Below are 15,945 nucleotides of genomic sequence, written 5' to 3' on the forward strand. Positions count from 1 at the left end.
ATGGCGCGGGGTGTCATCCTTCTCGCGGCTGGCGGAACCGGCGGACATCTGTTTCCGGCCGAGGCGCTGGCGCATGAGCTGATCGAGCGCGGCTGGGGCGTGCATCTGGCGACGGACGACCGCGCCGAGCGCTTTGCCGGCCATTTCCCGGCCGCCGCCATCCATCCGATCCAGTCGGCGACGATGGGCTCGAAAAACCCTGTCGCGCTGCTTGGCGCGTTCTGGAAGATCTGGCGCGGCGTGCGCCAAGCCTCCGCCGTCATCGCCAGGATCAAGCCTGATGCGGTCGTCGGCTTTGGCGGTTATCCGACCTTGCCACCGCTCTATGCCGCGACGCGGCGCAAGCTGCCGACGCTGATCCATGAGCAGAACGCAGTGATGGGCCGCGCCAACCGGGCGCTGTCCGGGCGCGTCGATGCCATCGCCGGCGGCTTCCTGCCGCAAGATGAAAGTGCCACAGGCGCCAAGACGGTGACGACAGGCAATCCGGTCAGGCCGCCAATCCTGGAGGCGGCAAAGACGCCCTACACCGCATCCAAAGGGGCGGATCCGTTCAGGCTCCTGGTGTTCGGCGGCAGCCAGGGCGCGCAGTTCTTTTCCGACGCCATGCCGACGGCGATCGCACTTCTGCCGGAGGCGCAGCGCAAGCGGCTGGTGATCACCCAGCAGGCCCGCGCCGACGACGTGGCGCGGGTGAAGGCCGGCTATGCGGCACTCGGCGTCCATGTCGACGTCTCGCCCTTCTTCACCGATATGGCACAGCGCATGGGCGCGGCGCATCTGGTGATCTCGCGCTCCGGCGCCTCGACGGTTTCGGAGATCGCCGTCATCGGCCGGCCGGCGCTGCTGGTGCCTTATCCCTATGCGCTGGATCACGATCAGGCGGCGAACGCAGCCGCCCTTGCCGCGGCGGGCGGCGGCGAGGTGCATCCGCAATCGTCACTGTCGCCGGAGCGCATCGCGGCTCTCATTGGCGGGCTGATGGACACTCCCGAGCGGCTGACGGCCATGGCTGCCGGAGCGAAGTCGGCTGGCCGGCCGAACGCGGCACGGTTGCTCGCTGATCTCACAGAGGCTATTGCGTCCAGAAAAACCGTTTCGGATTTCAGGAAAGGGACGCATTGATGAAGATGCCGCAGACCATCGGCCTTGTGCATTTCATCGGCATTGGCGGCATCGGCATGAGCGGCATCGCCGAGGTTCTGCACAATCTCGGCTACAAGGTGCAGGGTTCGGACCAGGCCGACAGCGCCAATGTCCAGCGGCTGCGCGACAAGGGCATCGAATGCTTTGTCGGCCACAAGGCCGAGAATATCGGCGCGGCCGAAGTGGTGGTCGTCTCCACCGCGATCAAGAAATCCAATCCCGAGCTGAAGGCCGCGCGCGAAAAACTGCTGCCGATCGTGCGCCGGGCCGAGATGCTGGCCGAACTGATGCGCTTCCGCCAGGCGGTCGCGATCGGTGGCACGCATGGCAAGACCACAACCACGTCGATGGTGGCGACGCTGCTCGATGCCGGCGGGCTCGACCCGACGGTGATCAATGGCGGCATCATCAATGCCTATGGCACCAATGCCCGTATGGGCGATGGCGAGTGGATGGTGGTCGAAGCCGACGAAAGCGACGGCACCTTCCTCAAGCTGCCGGCCGAGATCGCCGTCGTCACAAACATCGATCCCGAGCATCTGGACCATTATGGCAGTTTCGACAAGGTGCGCGAGGCGTTCCGGCAATTCGTCGAGAACGTGCCGTTCTACGGTTTTGGCGTGATGTGCACCGACCATCCGGAAGTACAGGCGCTGGTCAGCCGCATCGAGGACCGCCGCGTCATCACCTATGGCGAGAACGCGCAGGCCGATGTGCGTTTCACCAACCACCGGATGGCCGGTGCCGTCTCGGCATTCGACGTGGTGATCCGCGACCGCAAGACCGGCGGCCAGACGACGATATCGGATCTGCGGCTGCCGATGCCCGGCCGCCACAACGTCTCCAACGCCACCGCCGCAATTGCGGTCGCGCATGAACTCGGCCTATCGGCCGAAGCGATCAAGAAAGGGCTGTCGTCCTTTGCCGGCGTCAAGCGGCGCTTCACCCACACCGGCTCGTGGAACGGCGTCGACATCTTCGACGATTACGGCCACCACCCGGTCGAGATCACGGCGGTGTTGAAAGCGGCGCGCAGCGCCACCAAGGGCCGCGTCATCGCCATTGCGCAGCCGCACCGCTTCACCCGGCTGCACGATCTGTTCGACGAGTTTTCGGTCTGTTTCAACGATGCCGACACGGTGATGGTGGCGCCGGTCTATGCGGCGGGCGAGGAGCCGATCGACGGCGTGACCTCGGAGGCGCTGGTGTCGCGCATCCGCTCCGGGGGCCATCGCGATGCGCGCTACGTCGAAACCCCTGCCGCGATTTCGCCCGTCATCCGCGCGTTGGCGAAACCGGGCGACTTCGTCATCTTCCTGGGCGCCGGCAACATCACCCAATGGGCCTATGCGCTGCCTGGGGAACTCGGCGGTACCGTCTCATGATGCGCGGCCAGGACCTGCTCGACAAACTTGGCGACCGGCTTGCCGGCCTGCGCGGCCGCATCACGCCCAATGCCGAGATGGACAAGATCACCTGGTTCCGCGCCGGCGGTCTGGCGGACGCCCTGTTCCAGCCGGCCGACGAGGAGGATCTGGCTGCCTTCCTGCGCGCCGTGCCGGAGGACATCCCGCTCACCATCGTCGGTGTCGGCTCCAACCTCCTGGTGCGCGACGGCGGCATTCCGGGTTTCGTCATCCGGCTTTCGGCCAAGGGCTTTGGCGAAGCCGAGGTGGTTTCGCCGACCGTCATCAAGGCCGGTGCTGCGACGCCCGACAAGCGCGTCGCGGCCGTCGCTTATGAGGCCGGTATTGGCGGCTTTCATTTCTATCACGGCATTCCCGGCGCCATCGGCGGGGCGCTGAGGATGAATGCCGGCGCCAATGGCGTCGAGACGCGGGAACGTGTCGTCGAGGTTCGGGCGCTCGACCGCAAGGGCAATCTCCACACCCTCAGCAATGAAGACATGGGCTATGCCTATCGTCACTCGGCCGCACCTGCCGGGCTGATCTTCACCTCCGCCGTTTTCGAAGGTGTTCTGGAAGACCAGGAGGCGATCAAGGCGGCCATGGACGCCGTCCAGACGCATCGCGAGACGGTGCAGCCGATCCGCGAGAAGACCGGCGGCTCGACCTTCAAGAATCCGGAAGGCACCTCGGCCTGGAAGGAAATCGACAAGGCCGGCTGCCGCGGGCTGATGATCGGCGGCGCGCAGATGTCGCCGATGCACTGCAACTTCATGATCAACACCGGAACAGCGACCGGATACGACCTCGAATATCTCGGCGAGACGGTGCGCGCCCGCGTGCTTGAAAATTCAGGCATCCGCCTGCAGTGGGAAATCAAGCGGCTCGGCAATTTCCGCCCCGGCCATGCCGTGCAGGAATTCCTCGGACAGCTTCTTTAGCGCAAGCTGAAGTTCATGTGATGCTTGAACTTCAAACGGTCTGAAACAACAGCGCCACCGTTGCTCCAAAGACTCACAACACGCTTTTTCCGGCCGTTTTCGCGGAAAGTGAATCTGTCGGAATCATAAGCACTTGCCAGCGAATCAACTCTCTGATTCTCTGCCTTAAAGCGTTTCCTGATTTGAGTCGTTCGACGCGTCGACCGCGTTTTCCGTCTGGGGGGGGGCAACCTGCCGGGAGACTCGGACTCAATCTGGTCGCTGAATGCGTGGTTGCGGGCCCGCCGTGAGAGGGATGACGGGATATGAAGAACAAGCATGTGGCTGTCCTCCTGGGCGGATTCTCGTCCGAGCGGCCCGTGTCTCTGTCTTCGGGAAAGGCGTGTGCGGATGCGCTTGAGAATGAAGGCTACCAGGTTACCCGCGTCGATGTTGCGCGCGATGTCGGCGCCGTGCTCACCGAACTCAAGCCCGATGTCGTCTTCAACGCACTGCACGGCCCGTTCGGTGAAGACGGCACCATCCAGGGCATCCTCGAATATCTGGCCATTCCCTACACCCATTCGGGCGTGCTCGCCTCGGCGCTCGCCATGAACAAGGAGCAAGCCAAGAAGGTCGCCAAGGCTGCCGGCATCGCGGTGGCGGAATCGAAGGTTGCCAGCCGCTTTGCCATCCAGAACAAGCATCCGATGAAGCCGCCCTACGTGGTCAAGCCGGTCAATGAAGGCTCAAGCTTCGGCGTCGTCATCGTGCATGAAGGGCAGTCGCATCCGCCGCAGGTCATCGGCTCGTCCGAATGGAAATATGGCGAGACCGTCATGGTCGAGCGCTACATTCATGGGCGCGAGCTGACCTGCGCCGTCATGGGCGACGTGGCGCTCGGCGTCTGCGAGATCATTCCGACCGGCCATTCCTTCTACGACTATGATTCAAAATACGTCGCCGGCGGATCAAAACACGAAATCCCTGCTAAAATTTCATCAAATATTTACCAAAAAATACAGACACTGGCGCTCAAGGCACATCTGGCTATCGGCTGCCGGGGCGTTTCCCGATCGGACTTCCGCTATGACGACCGTCACTCCGAAAACGGCGAGATTGTCTGGCTCGAGATCAACACTCAGCCGGGCATGACGCCGACGTCTTTGGTGCCTGAAATCGCCGCCCAGGCCGGGCACTCGTTTGGCAAATTGTTGAGTTGGATGGTGGAGGACGCTTCGTGTCTGCGTTGAAATGGGGACAGGACAAGGGCAGGGGCGGCGCCGGGCCGGCGCTGTTCGGCATGCCGTTGTCGTTCGACCATTTCGTGCTGCCGCGCGTGCTGCGCCGGCCGGTGCGCGTGCTGGCGCGCCTGGGCGGCGGCGACTTCGTCGCGCCGCGCTTTTCCGCGGCCATCCTGTCGGCTTCGCTCATTGCATCAAGCAGCCTCTATGGCGCCATTCTCGGCGGTCATGCCGACGACATCGTCCAGAGCATCACCGCCCGGACCGGCTTTGCCGTCGACCAGATCAAGGTGGTCGGCAACCGCCAGACTTCGGAGATCGACATATTGGACCGGCTCGAGCTCGACGGCTGGACGTCACTGATCGGCTTCGATGCCGAGGCCGCGCGTGAACGTATTGATACCTTGCCCTGGGTCGAAGTGGCGGCGGTGCGCAAGGTCTATCCACATACGCTGGAAGTGCGTGTCGAGGAGCGCGAGCCCTTCGCGCTCTGGCAGCAGGGCGCGGAGCTTTCGGTCATCGAACGCTCCGGCGCGGTGATCGCGCCGTTCTCCGGCGGCAAGCAGGCGCTGCTGCCGCTGATCATCGGCACCGGCGCACCGGCCAAGGCGCCCGACTTCGTGGCCAAGATCAAGAAATTTCCCGAGCTCGCGGCTCGGGTCAAAGGCTATATCCGCATCGGCGAACGGCGTTGGGACCTGAAGCTGGAAAACGGCATCACGATCAAGCTGCCCGAGGATGGCGAGGATCAGGCGATCGCCGACCTGGTTCGGATGGACCACGACAACGGGCTTCTGACGCGGGACATCGCCGCCGTCGACATGCGCATCTCCGATCGCCTGGTGGTGCAGCTGACGCCGGAAGCGGCGACGCAGCGCCAGGCCGCGCTCAATGAAAAGCCGCAAAATCTGAAGCGCAAGTCGGGGACGAAGATATGAGCTGGCTTGGCGGCAACAGCGATGCCTCTTCGCGGCGTTCCGGCACGCTCACCGTGCTGGATGTCGGCTCGAGCAAGGTTTGCTGCGTGGTGGCGAAACTGAAGCCGCGCGAGGACGGCAAGCTGTTGCGCGGCCGCTCGCACCGCATCCAGGTAATCGGCATCGGCCACCAGAAATCGCAAGGCGTGAAGTCGGGCGTGGTCGTCGATCTCGACCGTGCGGAGCACGCCATTCGCCTGTCCGTCGACGCCGCCGAACGCATGGCGGGACTGACGGTGGATTCGCTGATCGTCAACATGACGGCGGGCCGGCTGAAGAGCGAAACCTATTCGGCCACGATCAATCTCGGTGGCCATCAGGCCGACGAAGCCGACATCAAGCGCGTGCTTGCCGCCGGCGCCAAGCAGGCGCTCAAGGCCGAACGCGACGTGATCCATTCGCTGCCCGTCGGCTTTTCGCTGGACGCCGAGCGCGGCGTGCGCGATCCGCGCGGCATGGTCGGCGACCAGCTCGGCGTCGATATGCATGTGCTGACGGGCGATGCCGCGCCGCTGCGCAATCTGGAGCTCTGCATCAACCGCTCGCATCTTTCGGTCGAGCGCATGGTGGCGACGCCCTATGCCAGCGGGCTTGCGGCCCTGGTCGACGACGAACTGGAAATGGGTGCGGCCTGCATCGACATGGGCGGCGGCACGACGACCATCTCGGTGTTTTCGGAAGGCAAATTCGTCCACGCCGATGCCATTGCCATCGGCGGCAATCATGTGACGCTCGATATGGCCAAGGGCCTGTCGACCTCGCTCGACGCCGCGGAGCGGCTGAAGGTGATGCATGGTTCGGCGCTGCCTGGCAGTGCCGACGATCGCGACCTGGTCTCGATCCAGCCGATCGGCGAAGACGGCGAGATGCCGCTGCAGATCCCGCGCTCGGTGATGACGCGCGTCATCCGCGCCCGCATCGACGAGACGCTGGAACTGTTGCGCGACCGGCTGAACAAGTCGGGCTACGGCAATGCCGTGGGAAAACGCGTCGTGCTGACCGGCGGCGCCAGCCAGCTTGCGGGTCTCCCCGAGGCGGCGCGCCGCATTCTGGGACGCAATGTGCGCATCGGACGCCCGCTCGGCGTGGCGGGCCTGCCGGAAGCTGCCAAGGGGCCGGCTTTCTCGACGGCGGTCGGGCTGCTGATCTATCCGCAGATGGCGAGCTTCGAGAGCCATCCGGCGAAAGGAATTTCCGGTCTCAGGATGACCGGGACGGGCGGAAAACTGCATCGCATGAGTCAGTGGTTGAGAGACAGTTTCTAATTGACGGGGACAGCCCCATAGGCGGCCGCGGCGGCGAAGCGGCGGGAAAGGCAAAGGACGGAGACAATGACGATCAATCTGCAAAAGCCGGACATCACCGAGCTCAAGCCGCGGATCACCGTATTCGGTGTCGGCGGCGGCGGCGGCAATGCCGTCAACAACATGATCACCGCGGGCTTGCGCGGTGTCGAGTTCGTCGTGGCCAACACCGATGCACAGGCGCTGACCATGTCGAAGGCCGAGCGGCTGATCCAGCTCGGCGCGCATGTCACCGAGGGGCTCGGCGCCGGCTCGCAGCCTGAAGTGGGCCGTGCGGCGGCGGAAGAGTGCATCGATGAGATCATCGATCATCTCTCCAACACCCATATGTGCTTCGTCACCGCCGGTATGGGTGGCGGCACCGGAACCGGTGCGGCTCCCGTGGTTGCCCGCGCGGCGCGCGAACGGGGTATCCTCACCGTCGGCGTCGTCACCAAGCCGTTCCATTTCGAAGGCCAGCGCCGCATGAAGACGGCGGATCTCGGCATCGAGGAGCTGCAGAAATGTGTCGATACCCTGATCGTCATCCCCAACCAGAACCTGTTCCGGCTGGCCAATGACAAGACCACCTTTGCCGACGCCTTCGCCATGGCCGACCAGGTGCTCTACTCCGGTGTTGCCTGCATCACCGACCTGATGGTCAAGGAAGGTCTGATCAATCTCGACTTCGCCGACGTGCGTTCGGTGATGCGCGAAATGGGCAAGGCGATGATGGGCACCGGCGAAGCTTCGGGCGAGGGCCGCGCGATGGCCGCCGCCGAGGCGGCGATCGCCAATCCGTTGCTCGACGAGACCTCGATGAGGGGCGCCAAGGGCCTGCTGATCTCGATCACCGGCGGCCGCGACCTGACCCTGTTCGAAGTCGACGAGGCCGCGACCCGCATCCGCGAGGAAGTCGATCAGGACGCCAACATCATCCTCGGCGCCACCTTCGACGAGGAACTCGAAGGCGTCATCCGCGTCTCGGTGGTCGCCACCGGCATCGACAAATCGGCAGCTGAAATTGCCGCGGCGCCGATCTCGATCCGGGCCGTGCCGCCGCAGCAGAAGCCGGTCAGCCGCCCAGCGGCTTCGGGGGCGGAAGGCCGTCCGGCACCGGTCCAGCAGCAGACCTATGAGCAGCGCGCGGCCGATCCGGTGGCCGAGGCGATCCAGCTTGCCGAGGCCAATGCGGCGGCAATGGCTCGTCCGGCGCCGATGGCCCAGGCGGAAGATTTCCGCCCGCAGAGCAAGATCTTCCAGGCCCCGCCTGCCCAGCCGCAGCCTGTCGTGCAGCAGGTGATGCAACCGGCGCCGCTGCGGGAAATGCCGCAGCCGGTGGCTGCCGCACCGCAGCGCATGCCGCGGGTGGAGGATTTTCCGCCGGTGGTGCGGGCCGAGGTGGAAGCCAAGGGCCGTCCGGCCGACCATGAAAACAGCGGGCCGATGGGGCTGCTCAAGCGGCTGACCAACGGACTGACGCGCCGCGAAGAAGAGCCGGCCCGGTTGCAGCCGGCACAGCCGCGCGAACCGAAACTGCGCCAGGCGGCGCCGGAAATGCGCCGCCTTGCCAGCCAGGATCCGCAGCTTTACGCGCCGCGCCGCGGCCAGCTCGACGATCAGGGCCGGTTGACGCCGCAGACCAGGTCGACCCAGGAAGACGACCAGCTGGAGATACCGGCTTTCCTGCGCCGCCAGGCCAACTGAGCCGTTAACGGTATGTAACACTTGTTAACAGGCAGACGAGAGATTGTCTGCCTGTTAACGTTTAAAGGGGTTTAATAACAAGGCGTTACGATGTGACGCTCAAGGTCTGTCGCGGTTACACAGAGTAAGAAACCGTGATTTGGAGTCTCCCTGACAGACCATTATCTTTGCGGCAGCACTTTCGGTGTGCTGGGATTCGGGGAAGTGGCCCTGCCTGCCGATAAAAAAGAGCCGCGCCTTTTGGGTTAAAGCGGACTTAGGCGTTTGGGCTATGGGGTTTGTCTTGCAAGACTATCAGACGACACTGAAATCGCGTGCAACGCTGACCGGTACCGGCGTTCACAGCGGCAAACCGGTCACCGTCAATTTCCTCCCTGCGGACGCCGACACCGGCGTGCTCTTCCACCTTTCGAACGGAAGCGAGAGCCGCGAGTTCCGCGCGCTGGTTGCTGAAGTCGGCGCGACCGATCTCTGCACCATGCTCGGCGATCCGGCAGGCGAGCATATCGCCACCGTCGAACATCTGATGGCGACGCTTTTCGGGCTCGGCATCGACAACATCGTCATCGAGATCGACGGTCATGAGGTTCCGATCCTCGATGGCAGTGCGGTGGCGTTCGTGGAAGCCATCGACCAAGCCGGCATCGAGACGCTGGCGGTCAAGCGCCGCTACATCAGGGTGGTCAAGCCCGTCCGCATCGAGAATGGCGCGTCCTGGGCCGAGTTCAGGCCCTATAGCGGCACGCGCTTCGAGGTCGAGATCGATTTCGAAAGCCCGGCGATCGGCCGCCAGCTATTCGCCTCCGACATCAACCCCGACATCTTTCGCCAGGATATCGCGCGCGCCCGCACCTTCGGCTTCATGAAGGATGTCGAGCGGCTGTGGGCGGCCGGCTATGCGCTGGGCTCCTCGCTGGAGAACTCGCTGGTGATCGGCGACGACAACCGGGTGATCAACATGGGCGGCCTGCGCTACCCCAATGAGTTCGCTCGCCACAAGACGATGGACGCGATGGGCGATCTGGCGCTGGCCGGCGCCCGTTTCATCGGTTGCTTCCGCTCCTATCGCGGCGGTCACCGGATGAATGCGGCTGCTTTGCGGCGGCTTCTGTCCGACCGTTCGGCCTTCGAGGTCGTCGAGACCACGCGCCGCGAGCGCGGCCGCACCGCCGAGATGAGCGCCGTCACCGGCCCTGTCTTTGCGCCCTGGGTGATCTGATTCTTAACGATTTTCTGGCTCTCTGAACGCTGGCCGGTGTTGCACGAAAGCATCACCGGCCAGTGAAAGTGCGTAGCATTCGGGGCAACACCAAGCCGCCACAAAAATGTGCGATTGGCTAGACATAGCGTTGCTGGGCAAGGCAGTTATGGTTTATGGCTGCTGCCGTCTGTTAGGCGCATGTCGCTCAAAAGTGGGGATCAGTTTTGAGGGAACGCCATGCGAAAGGCATTGAACTAACGCCGAAAGGGCGCAATCCAATCATGTTCTTCAAGCGAGTTGGTCAATCGAAAGCGCCGTATCGGGCTGTTTTCCTGGCGCTTTCGGTGGTTGTGCCATCGCTCTTCCTCTCGGCCTGCATGTCGTCCGAGAAAGACGTCGACCTGTCGACCTATGTCGACCAGACCGAACCGGCCGACGTCCTTTACAATCAAGGCCTTGCCAATCTCAATGCCGGCCGCCTGGATGAGGCGAGCAAGAAGTTCGACGCCGTCGACCGCCAGCACCCCTATTCGGAATTCGCCCGCAAATCGATGGTGATGGGCGCCTTCGCCGACTATCGCGCCGGCCGTTATGACGAAGCGATCGGCTCGGCCAAGCGCTATCTCACGCTCTATCCGTCGACCGACGACGCGGCTTACGCCCAGTATATTATCGGGCTGAGCTACTACAAGCAGATCAAGGACGTCACCCAGGATCAGAAGGAAGCACGCCAGACCGTGCAGACGATGCAGGATCTGGTGACGCGCTGGCCGACGTCGGAATATGTCGACGACGCCAAGGAAAAGATCCGTTTCGCCAACGACCAGCTGGCCGGCAAAGAGATGCAGATCGGCCGCTATTATCTCGAGCGGCGCGAATACATTGCTGCCGTCAAGCGCTTCCGCAACGTTGTCGAGAACTATTCCAACACCCGCCATGTCGAAGAGGCGCTGGCGCGTCTGGCCGAAAGCTATTACGCCATGGGCTTGACCTCGGAAGCGCAAACCGCCGCTGCTGTGCTCGGCACCAATTATCCCGACAGCCAATGGTACAAGGATACCTACAAGCTGTTGCAGAGCAACGGGCTTGAGCCGCGCGAGAATGCCGGATCGTGGATATCCAAGGCCGGCAAGCTGATCACCGGCGCCTGACGCCCGAGCATCGACTGAGGCGGAACGCGCTTTTCGGATTGATCCGACGCTCAAACAAAAAGATAGTGCGGCGCTGCGACTCCATCGGTCGCATGCCGCTTCACAGCGGTTCAGTGGTTTGATTGAGGCGCTGAACCGTCCTAACTTTTTGTTCTACGCAATTCCGGACGGAAAACCGCTACGCACTTTTCCCGGAATTGCTTGAGGTCCGGGTTCTGATGCTTTCCAGACTGTCGATCCGCGATATCGTCCTGATCGAGAAGCTGGATATCGACTTCCAGCCCGGCCTTTCCGTGCTGACCGGTGAAACCGGCGCCGGCAAATCCATCCTTCTCGACGCGCTGTCGCTGGCGCTTGGCGCGCGCGGCGACGCCTCGCTGGTGCGCCACGGCGCGGCACAGGGCCAGGTCATTGCCGTCTTCGATGTGCCGCGCAACCACCCGGTGCGCGCGCTGCTGGCCGAAAACGCCATCGAGGATGACGGCGACATCATCCTGCGCCGGCTGCAGACCGCGGATGGCCGCACCCGTGTCTTCGTCAACGACCAGCCGTCCAGCGTCACCCTGATGCGCGACATCGGCCACGCGCTGGTCGAGATCCACGGCCAGCATGACGAGCGGGCTCTGGTCGATCCCGGCGCCCATCGCGAATTGCTGGACAGTTTTGGCGGCCATCTGGGCGCTGCCCGCGCGACCGGCGAGGCGTGGCGCTACTGGCGTGGCGCCGAGCAGGAGTTCGTCAGGCACCGCGCCAAGGTCGAGGCGGCGGCGCGCGAGGCCGATTATCTCAGGGCCTCGGTGGCGGAACTGGCAAAGCTCGATCCGCAGCCCGGCGAAGAGACGCAACTGGCCGAATTGCGCGCCACGATGATGCGGGCCGAAAAGATCGCCTCGGAAATACACGATGCGCAGGATGTGCTGTCAGGCCCGTCCTCGCCACTGCCGCAACTGGCCAGTTTGCTCCGGCGCCTGCAGCGCAAGGCCAGCGAAGCGCCGGGCCTGCTCGAGGATGTGGTGAAGTCGCTGGATGAGGCGATGCTGTCGCTGGATGCAGCGCAATCGGGCGTCGAGGCGGCACTGCGCGCTACCGAATACGACCCGCAGCGGCTGGAGAAGGCGGAGGAGCGGCTGTTTTCGCTGCGTGCGGCCTCACGCAAGCACAGTGTCGCTGTCGACGATCTGGCGCAACTGCGCGACACCATGTTGGCCGACCTTGCCGATCTCGATGCCGGCGAGGGGCGCCTGCATGTCCTGGAAAAGCAGGCCGCGGCGGCGCGCGAGGCCTACGATATCTCCGCAGCCCAGCTGTCCTCGCTTCGCCATGCCGCGGCGGTCGGGCTGACCAAGGCTGTCATGGCCGAGCTGCCAGCGCTGAAGCTGGAACGGGCCGAGTTCATCGTCGAACTGGCCAGCGATGGCGAGAACCGCATGGAAGAAGGCATCGACCAGGTCGAGTTCTGGGTGCGCACCAATCCCGGCACCAGGCCTGGGCCGATGATGAAGGTCGCCTCCGGCGGCGAGCTGTCGCGCTTCCTGCTGGCGCTCAAGGTGGCGCTGGCCGACCGTGGCTCGGCGCCGACATTGGTCTTCGACGAGATCGACACCGGCGTCGGCGGCGCCGTGGCCGATGCGATCGGCCAAAGGCTGGCCAGGCTGTCGAAGCGCGTGCAGGTGCTGTCGGTCACGCATGCTCCGCAAGTGGCGGCACGCGCGGCAACGCATTTCCTGATCTCCAAATCCGGCGGCTCGGACAAGGTCGCCACCGGCATCGCCGAAATGGACCGGGCGGCGCGCCAGGAAGAGATCGCGCGCATGCTGGCCGGCGCCACCATCACCGAAGAGGCGCGCGCAGCCGCCGAACGGCTGCTACGCGAGAATATTGCTGCAGCGTAGTCGTCGCAAGGCTTTCGGACTGAGTCAGGATATGGCTCCATCCCGCTGTTCAGGAATGCTTTTTCCGAAATCCTGATTTATGGTGTCGCGCCACTGTCCAGGGACCGCTGCATGTCTGAAAAGCCAGTCGAATCGTTGAGCGAAAGCGAAGCCGCGGATGAGCTCCAGCGGCTGGCCGAGGAGATCGCCGGTCATGACAGGCGCTATCATGCCGAGGACGCGCCGACGATTACGGACGCGGAATATGACGCGCTGCGGCGGCGCAACCTTGCCATCGAGGAGCGGTTTCCCGGTCTGGTACGCGAGGATTCGCCCTCGCTGCGGGTCGGCGCCGCGCCGGCGGAAGGCTTTGCCAAGGTGCGCCATGCGGTGCCGATGCTCAGCCTCGCCAAGGCCTACACAGACGAGGACGTCACCGATTTCATCGAGCGTGGCCGGCGCTTCTTCGACCGCGACAAGGATCTCGACATCGCGTTTACGGCCGAGCCGAAGATCGACGGACTGTCGGCGTCGCTGCGCTATGAACGCGGCGTGTTCGTGCAGGGTGCTACGCGCGGCGACGGCGCTGTCGGCGAGGACATCACCGCCAATCTCAGGACCGTCGCCGACATCCCCGCCAAGCTCAAAGGATCGGGCTGGCCCGAGACCATCGAGATCCGCGGCGAAGTCTACATGACCTATGCGGAATTCGAGGCACTGAAGGCCCGCTCGGCGGCGGTGGGCGGCCAGGACTATGTCAACCCGCGCAATACGGCAGCGGGCTCCTTGCGACAGAAGGATGCGTCCGTCACCGCCAGCCGCAATCTTAAATTTTTTGCTTATGCCTGGGGCTACACGACAGCGGATCCGGCGCCGACCCAATATGATTCGGTGCAGAAATTCGCCGAATGGGGGTTCAAGGTCAGCCCATTGATGGTGCGGGCGAAGTCGGTCGAGGAGCTGATCGCGCACTACCACAAGATCGAGGAGCTGCGTTCGTCGCTCGGCTACGACATCGACGGTGTCGTCTACAAGGTCGACCAGCTGGAATTGCAGCGTCGCTGGGGCTTTGTCACCGGTGAGCCGCGCTGGGCCGTTGCGCACAAATTCCCGGCCGAACAGGCGATGACGACGGTGCAGAAGATCGACATCCAGGTCGGTCGTACCGGTACGCTGGCGCCGGTGGCGCGGCTGGCGCCGGTCACGGTTGGCGGCGTGGTGGTCGAAAACGTCACGCTGCACAATGAGGACTACATCAAGGGTTTTGACAGCAACGGCTTGCCAATTCGCGACGGCATCGATGTCCGCATCGGTGACACGGTTGTCATACAACGGGCGGGCGATGTCATTCCGCAGATCGTCAGCGTCGTCGTCGACAAGCGGCCGGCTGATGCGGTGCCTTACGAATTCCCGCACATTTGTCCGGTCTGCGGCTCGCCGGCGACGCGCGAAATCAACGAGAAGACCGGCAAGGAGGATTCGCGCCGGCGCTGCACCGGCGAGCTGATCTGCGCCGCGCAGGCCGTGGAGCGGCTGCGTCATTTCGTGTCGCGCGGCGCGCTCGACATCGAGGGGCTGGGCGCCGAGAATATCGACCTGTTCTTCAATTCGGGACTGGTCAAGACCGCCGCCGATATCTTCACCCTCAGGGATCGCCGCCCGGCCGTCACCAGGGCGCTGGCCGAGCGGCGCGAGGAGCAGGCCAGGCAGCGCGAGGCGGCATCGGGCAAGGCGCGCAAGAATGTGCGCGGTGTCGAGGACCGCAATTATGAAGGCCTCGACAAGCTGTTCGCGGCCATCGATTCGCGCCGCGAGCCGGAGCTCGACCGCTTCATCTTCGCACTCGGCATCCGCCATATCGGCGAAACGACGGCGGCCGTGCTTGCCCGGACGTTTTCGACCATCGAGCAGCTGATCCGCGTCGGCAAGGAAACGGCGGCGGCTGAGGATCCGCACAGCGTCTTCCCCTCCATCAACGGCATTGGCGACACGGTGATCGATGCGTTGCGCGATTTCTTCGGCAATGAACGCAATGACGACGTGCTCGACAGACTGCTCGAACAGGTCAAGCCGAAGCCGTATGTCGTCACCGTGTCGGCCGACAGCGAGGTTGCCGGCAAGACCATCGTCTTCACCGGCACGCTGGAAAAGATGACACGCTCCGAAGCCAAGGCGATGGCCGAACGGCTCGGCGCCAAGGTGGCGGGTTCGGTGTCGGCGAAGACCGATCTGCTGGTGGCCGGGCCGGGCGCAGGCTCCAAACTGAAGCAGGCCAGCGAACTCGGCGTCGAAGTCATCGACGAGGACACCTGGCTGCAACGGGTCGGCAAGGCGTGATGGCCGGTTCGTTCAAAGGGTTCGGGCAAAAGGCCCTACCGTTCCTCAAGGCGCTCGACTTCCACCAGAGCCGCGAATGGTTCCAGGAAAACCGCGCGCTTTACGACAGCGAGTTGCATGAGCCGTTCTGCGATCTGGTCGAGACGCTGACCGAGCGCTTCGCGGCGGCGGGTCTGGGCTTGCGCGGAGACCGCAAGAAGTCACTGTTTCGCATCAACCGCGACGTGCGCTTCGCCAAGGACAAGCGGCCCTACAACCAGCATTTGTCGGCCATGCTGTCGCCGGATGGCACCAAGATGGAGCAGGGCGTGTTCTTCGTCTATGTCGGGATCGACCGCTGCTTTGCCGATGTCGCCTGGTGGAATCCGGAGCCGTCCCTGCTGCTGGCGATGCGCAAGGCGATCGTCGCCCGGCCGGCCGAGTTCCGAAAACTGCTCTCAACGCTGAAGAAAAACGGCTTCGAACTTGAAACCGAGGGCCGCATGAAGCGCACGCCGCGCGGCTTCGAGCAGGTCAACGAACCCGATCTTGTCGACGCCATCCGCAACCGGCACTTCTATGTCCAGCACATGATCGATCCGGCTGGAATTCACGCGCCGACGCTGGTCGACGAGCTTGTCGATTTCGCCTTGCGCGCCAAGCCGCTGCTTGACTGGGGCAGGGCGATCCAGGGCACGGCACCGCGGAGCTAAATCAGCCCGG

At 64.0% G+C, this 15,945-nt stretch carries 12 protein-coding genes; all 12 read left to right on the top strand.

All coding sequences use genetic code 11. From position 1 onward, the window contains the following. The 12 genes from murG to NKJ58_RS06850 all read left to right on the top strand — a co-directional run bounded on the left by murG (position 1) and on the right by NKJ58_RS06850 (position 15,935). Positions 1–1,125, top strand: a complete 1,125-nt coding sequence (gene murG, locus NKJ58_RS06795; RefSeq protein ID WP_023682136.1) for an undecaprenyldiphospho-muramoylpentapeptide beta-N-acetylglucosaminyltransferase — start codon at positions 1–3, stop codon at positions 1,123–1,125. Continuing rightward, the gene (gene murC, locus NKJ58_RS06800; protein ID WP_023668277.1) at positions 1,125–2,531 is read left to right on the top strand and encodes a UDP-N-acetylmuramate--L-alanine ligase; all 1,407 of its coding nucleotides are present in this window, start codon (positions 1,125–1,127) and stop codon (positions 2,529–2,531) included. Before murG ends, murC begins: the two co-directional genes overlap by 1 nt. Then, positions 2,528–3,493 carry a UDP-N-acetylmuramate dehydrogenase gene (gene murB, locus NKJ58_RS06805; RefSeq protein ID WP_027050618.1) on the top strand — a complete coding sequence of 322 codons (966 nt, stop codon included), beginning with the start codon at positions 2,528–2,530 and terminating at the stop codon, positions 3,491–3,493. Before murC ends, murB begins: the two co-directional genes overlap by 4 nt. 305 nt (positions 3,494–3,798) lie before the next feature. Then, positions 3,799–4,725, top strand: a complete 927-nt coding sequence (locus tag NKJ58_RS06810) for a D-alanine--D-alanine ligase (protein ID WP_023744604.1) — start codon at positions 3,799–3,801, stop codon at positions 4,723–4,725. Then, positions 4,713–5,654, top strand: coding sequence for a cell division protein FtsQ/DivIB (locus tag NKJ58_RS06815; protein WP_023725356.1), 942 nt, complete (start codon positions 4,713–4,715; stop codon positions 5,652–5,654). Before NKJ58_RS06810 ends, NKJ58_RS06815 begins: the two co-directional genes overlap by 13 nt. Beyond that, positions 5,651–6,958, top strand: coding sequence for a cell division protein FtsA (ftsA, locus tag NKJ58_RS06820; protein ID WP_023688034.1), 1,308 nt, complete (start codon positions 5,651–5,653; stop codon positions 6,956–6,958). The genes NKJ58_RS06815 and ftsA overlap by 4 nt, the downstream gene beginning before the upstream one ends. Positions 6,959–7,024: 66 nt before the next feature. After that, entirely contained in the window at positions 7,025–8,683 is a 1,659-nt protein-coding gene (ftsZ, locus tag NKJ58_RS06825) for a cell division protein FtsZ (protein ID WP_023744605.1), read from the top strand. A gap of 271 nt (positions 8,684–8,954) precedes the next feature. Beyond that, on the top strand, positions 8,955–9,902 hold the full coding sequence (lpxC, locus tag NKJ58_RS06830) for a UDP-3-O-acyl-N-acetylglucosamine deacetylase (protein ID WP_023668283.1): 948 nt from the start codon (positions 8,955–8,957) through the stop codon (positions 9,900–9,902). A gap of 263 nt (positions 9,903–10,165) precedes the next feature. Continuing rightward, the gene (locus NKJ58_RS06835; RefSeq protein WP_023668284.1) at positions 10,166–11,035 is read left to right on the top strand and encodes an outer membrane protein assembly factor BamD; all 870 of its coding nucleotides are present in this window, start codon (positions 10,166–10,168) and stop codon (positions 11,033–11,035) included. A 218-nt stretch (positions 11,036–11,253) separates the two neighbouring features. Continuing rightward, a complete protein-coding gene (recN, locus tag NKJ58_RS06840) occupies positions 11,254–12,927 on the top strand; it encodes a DNA repair protein RecN (protein WP_023697015.1) in 1,674 nt (557 codons plus the stop codon). Positions 12,928–13,038: 111 nt separating this feature from the next. Continuing rightward, complete coding sequence (gene ligA / locus NKJ58_RS06845; RefSeq protein WP_023699601.1) at positions 13,039–15,243, top strand: NAD-dependent DNA ligase LigA; 2,205 nt, start codon at positions 13,039–13,041, stop codon at positions 15,241–15,243. Continuing rightward, entirely contained in the window at positions 15,243–15,935 is a 693-nt protein-coding gene (locus tag NKJ58_RS06850; protein ID WP_023688039.1) for a DUF2461 domain-containing protein, read from the top strand. The genes ligA and NKJ58_RS06850 overlap by 1 nt, the downstream gene beginning before the upstream one ends. The last annotated feature ends 10 nt before the right edge of the window (positions 15,936–15,945 follow it).

It is taken from the genome of Mesorhizobium sp. M0139 (genome assembly GCF_040322455.1).
Classification (GTDB): Bacteria; Pseudomonadota; Alphaproteobacteria; order Rhizobiales; family Rhizobiaceae; genus Mesorhizobium.

Coding starts and splice junctions, on each gene's coding strand:
- murG (WP_023682136.1), top strand. CDS start 1: ATGGCGCGGGGTGTCATCCTTCTCGCGGCTGGCGGAACCGGCGGACAT.
- murC (WP_023668277.1), top strand. CDS start 1,125: ATGAAGATGCCGCAGACCATCGGCCTTGTGCATTTCATCGGCATTGGC.
- murB (WP_027050618.1), top strand. CDS start 2,528: ATGATGCGCGGCCAGGACCTGCTCGACAAACTTGGCGACCGGCTTGCC.
- NKJ58_RS06810 (WP_023744604.1), top strand. CDS start 3,799: ATGAAGAACAAGCATGTGGCTGTCCTCCTGGGCGGATTCTCGTCCGAG.
- ftsA (WP_023688034.1), top strand. CDS start 5,651: ATGAGCTGGCTTGGCGGCAACAGCGATGCCTCTTCGCGGCGTTCCGGC.
- ftsZ (WP_023744605.1), top strand. CDS start 7,025: ATGACGATCAATCTGCAAAAGCCGGACATCACCGAGCTCAAGCCGCGG.
- lpxC (WP_023668283.1), top strand. CDS start 8,955: ATGGGGTTTGTCTTGCAAGACTATCAGACGACACTGAAATCGCGTGCA.
- NKJ58_RS06835 (WP_023668284.1), top strand. CDS start 10,166: ATGTTCTTCAAGCGAGTTGGTCAATCGAAAGCGCCGTATCGGGCTGTT.
- recN (WP_023697015.1), top strand. CDS start 11,254: ATGCTTTCCAGACTGTCGATCCGCGATATCGTCCTGATCGAGAAGCTG.
- ligA (WP_023699601.1), top strand. CDS start 13,039: ATGTCTGAAAAGCCAGTCGAATCGTTGAGCGAAAGCGAAGCCGCGGAT.
- NKJ58_RS06850 (WP_023688039.1), top strand. CDS start 15,243: ATGGCCGGTTCGTTCAAAGGGTTCGGGCAAAAGGCCCTACCGTTCCTC.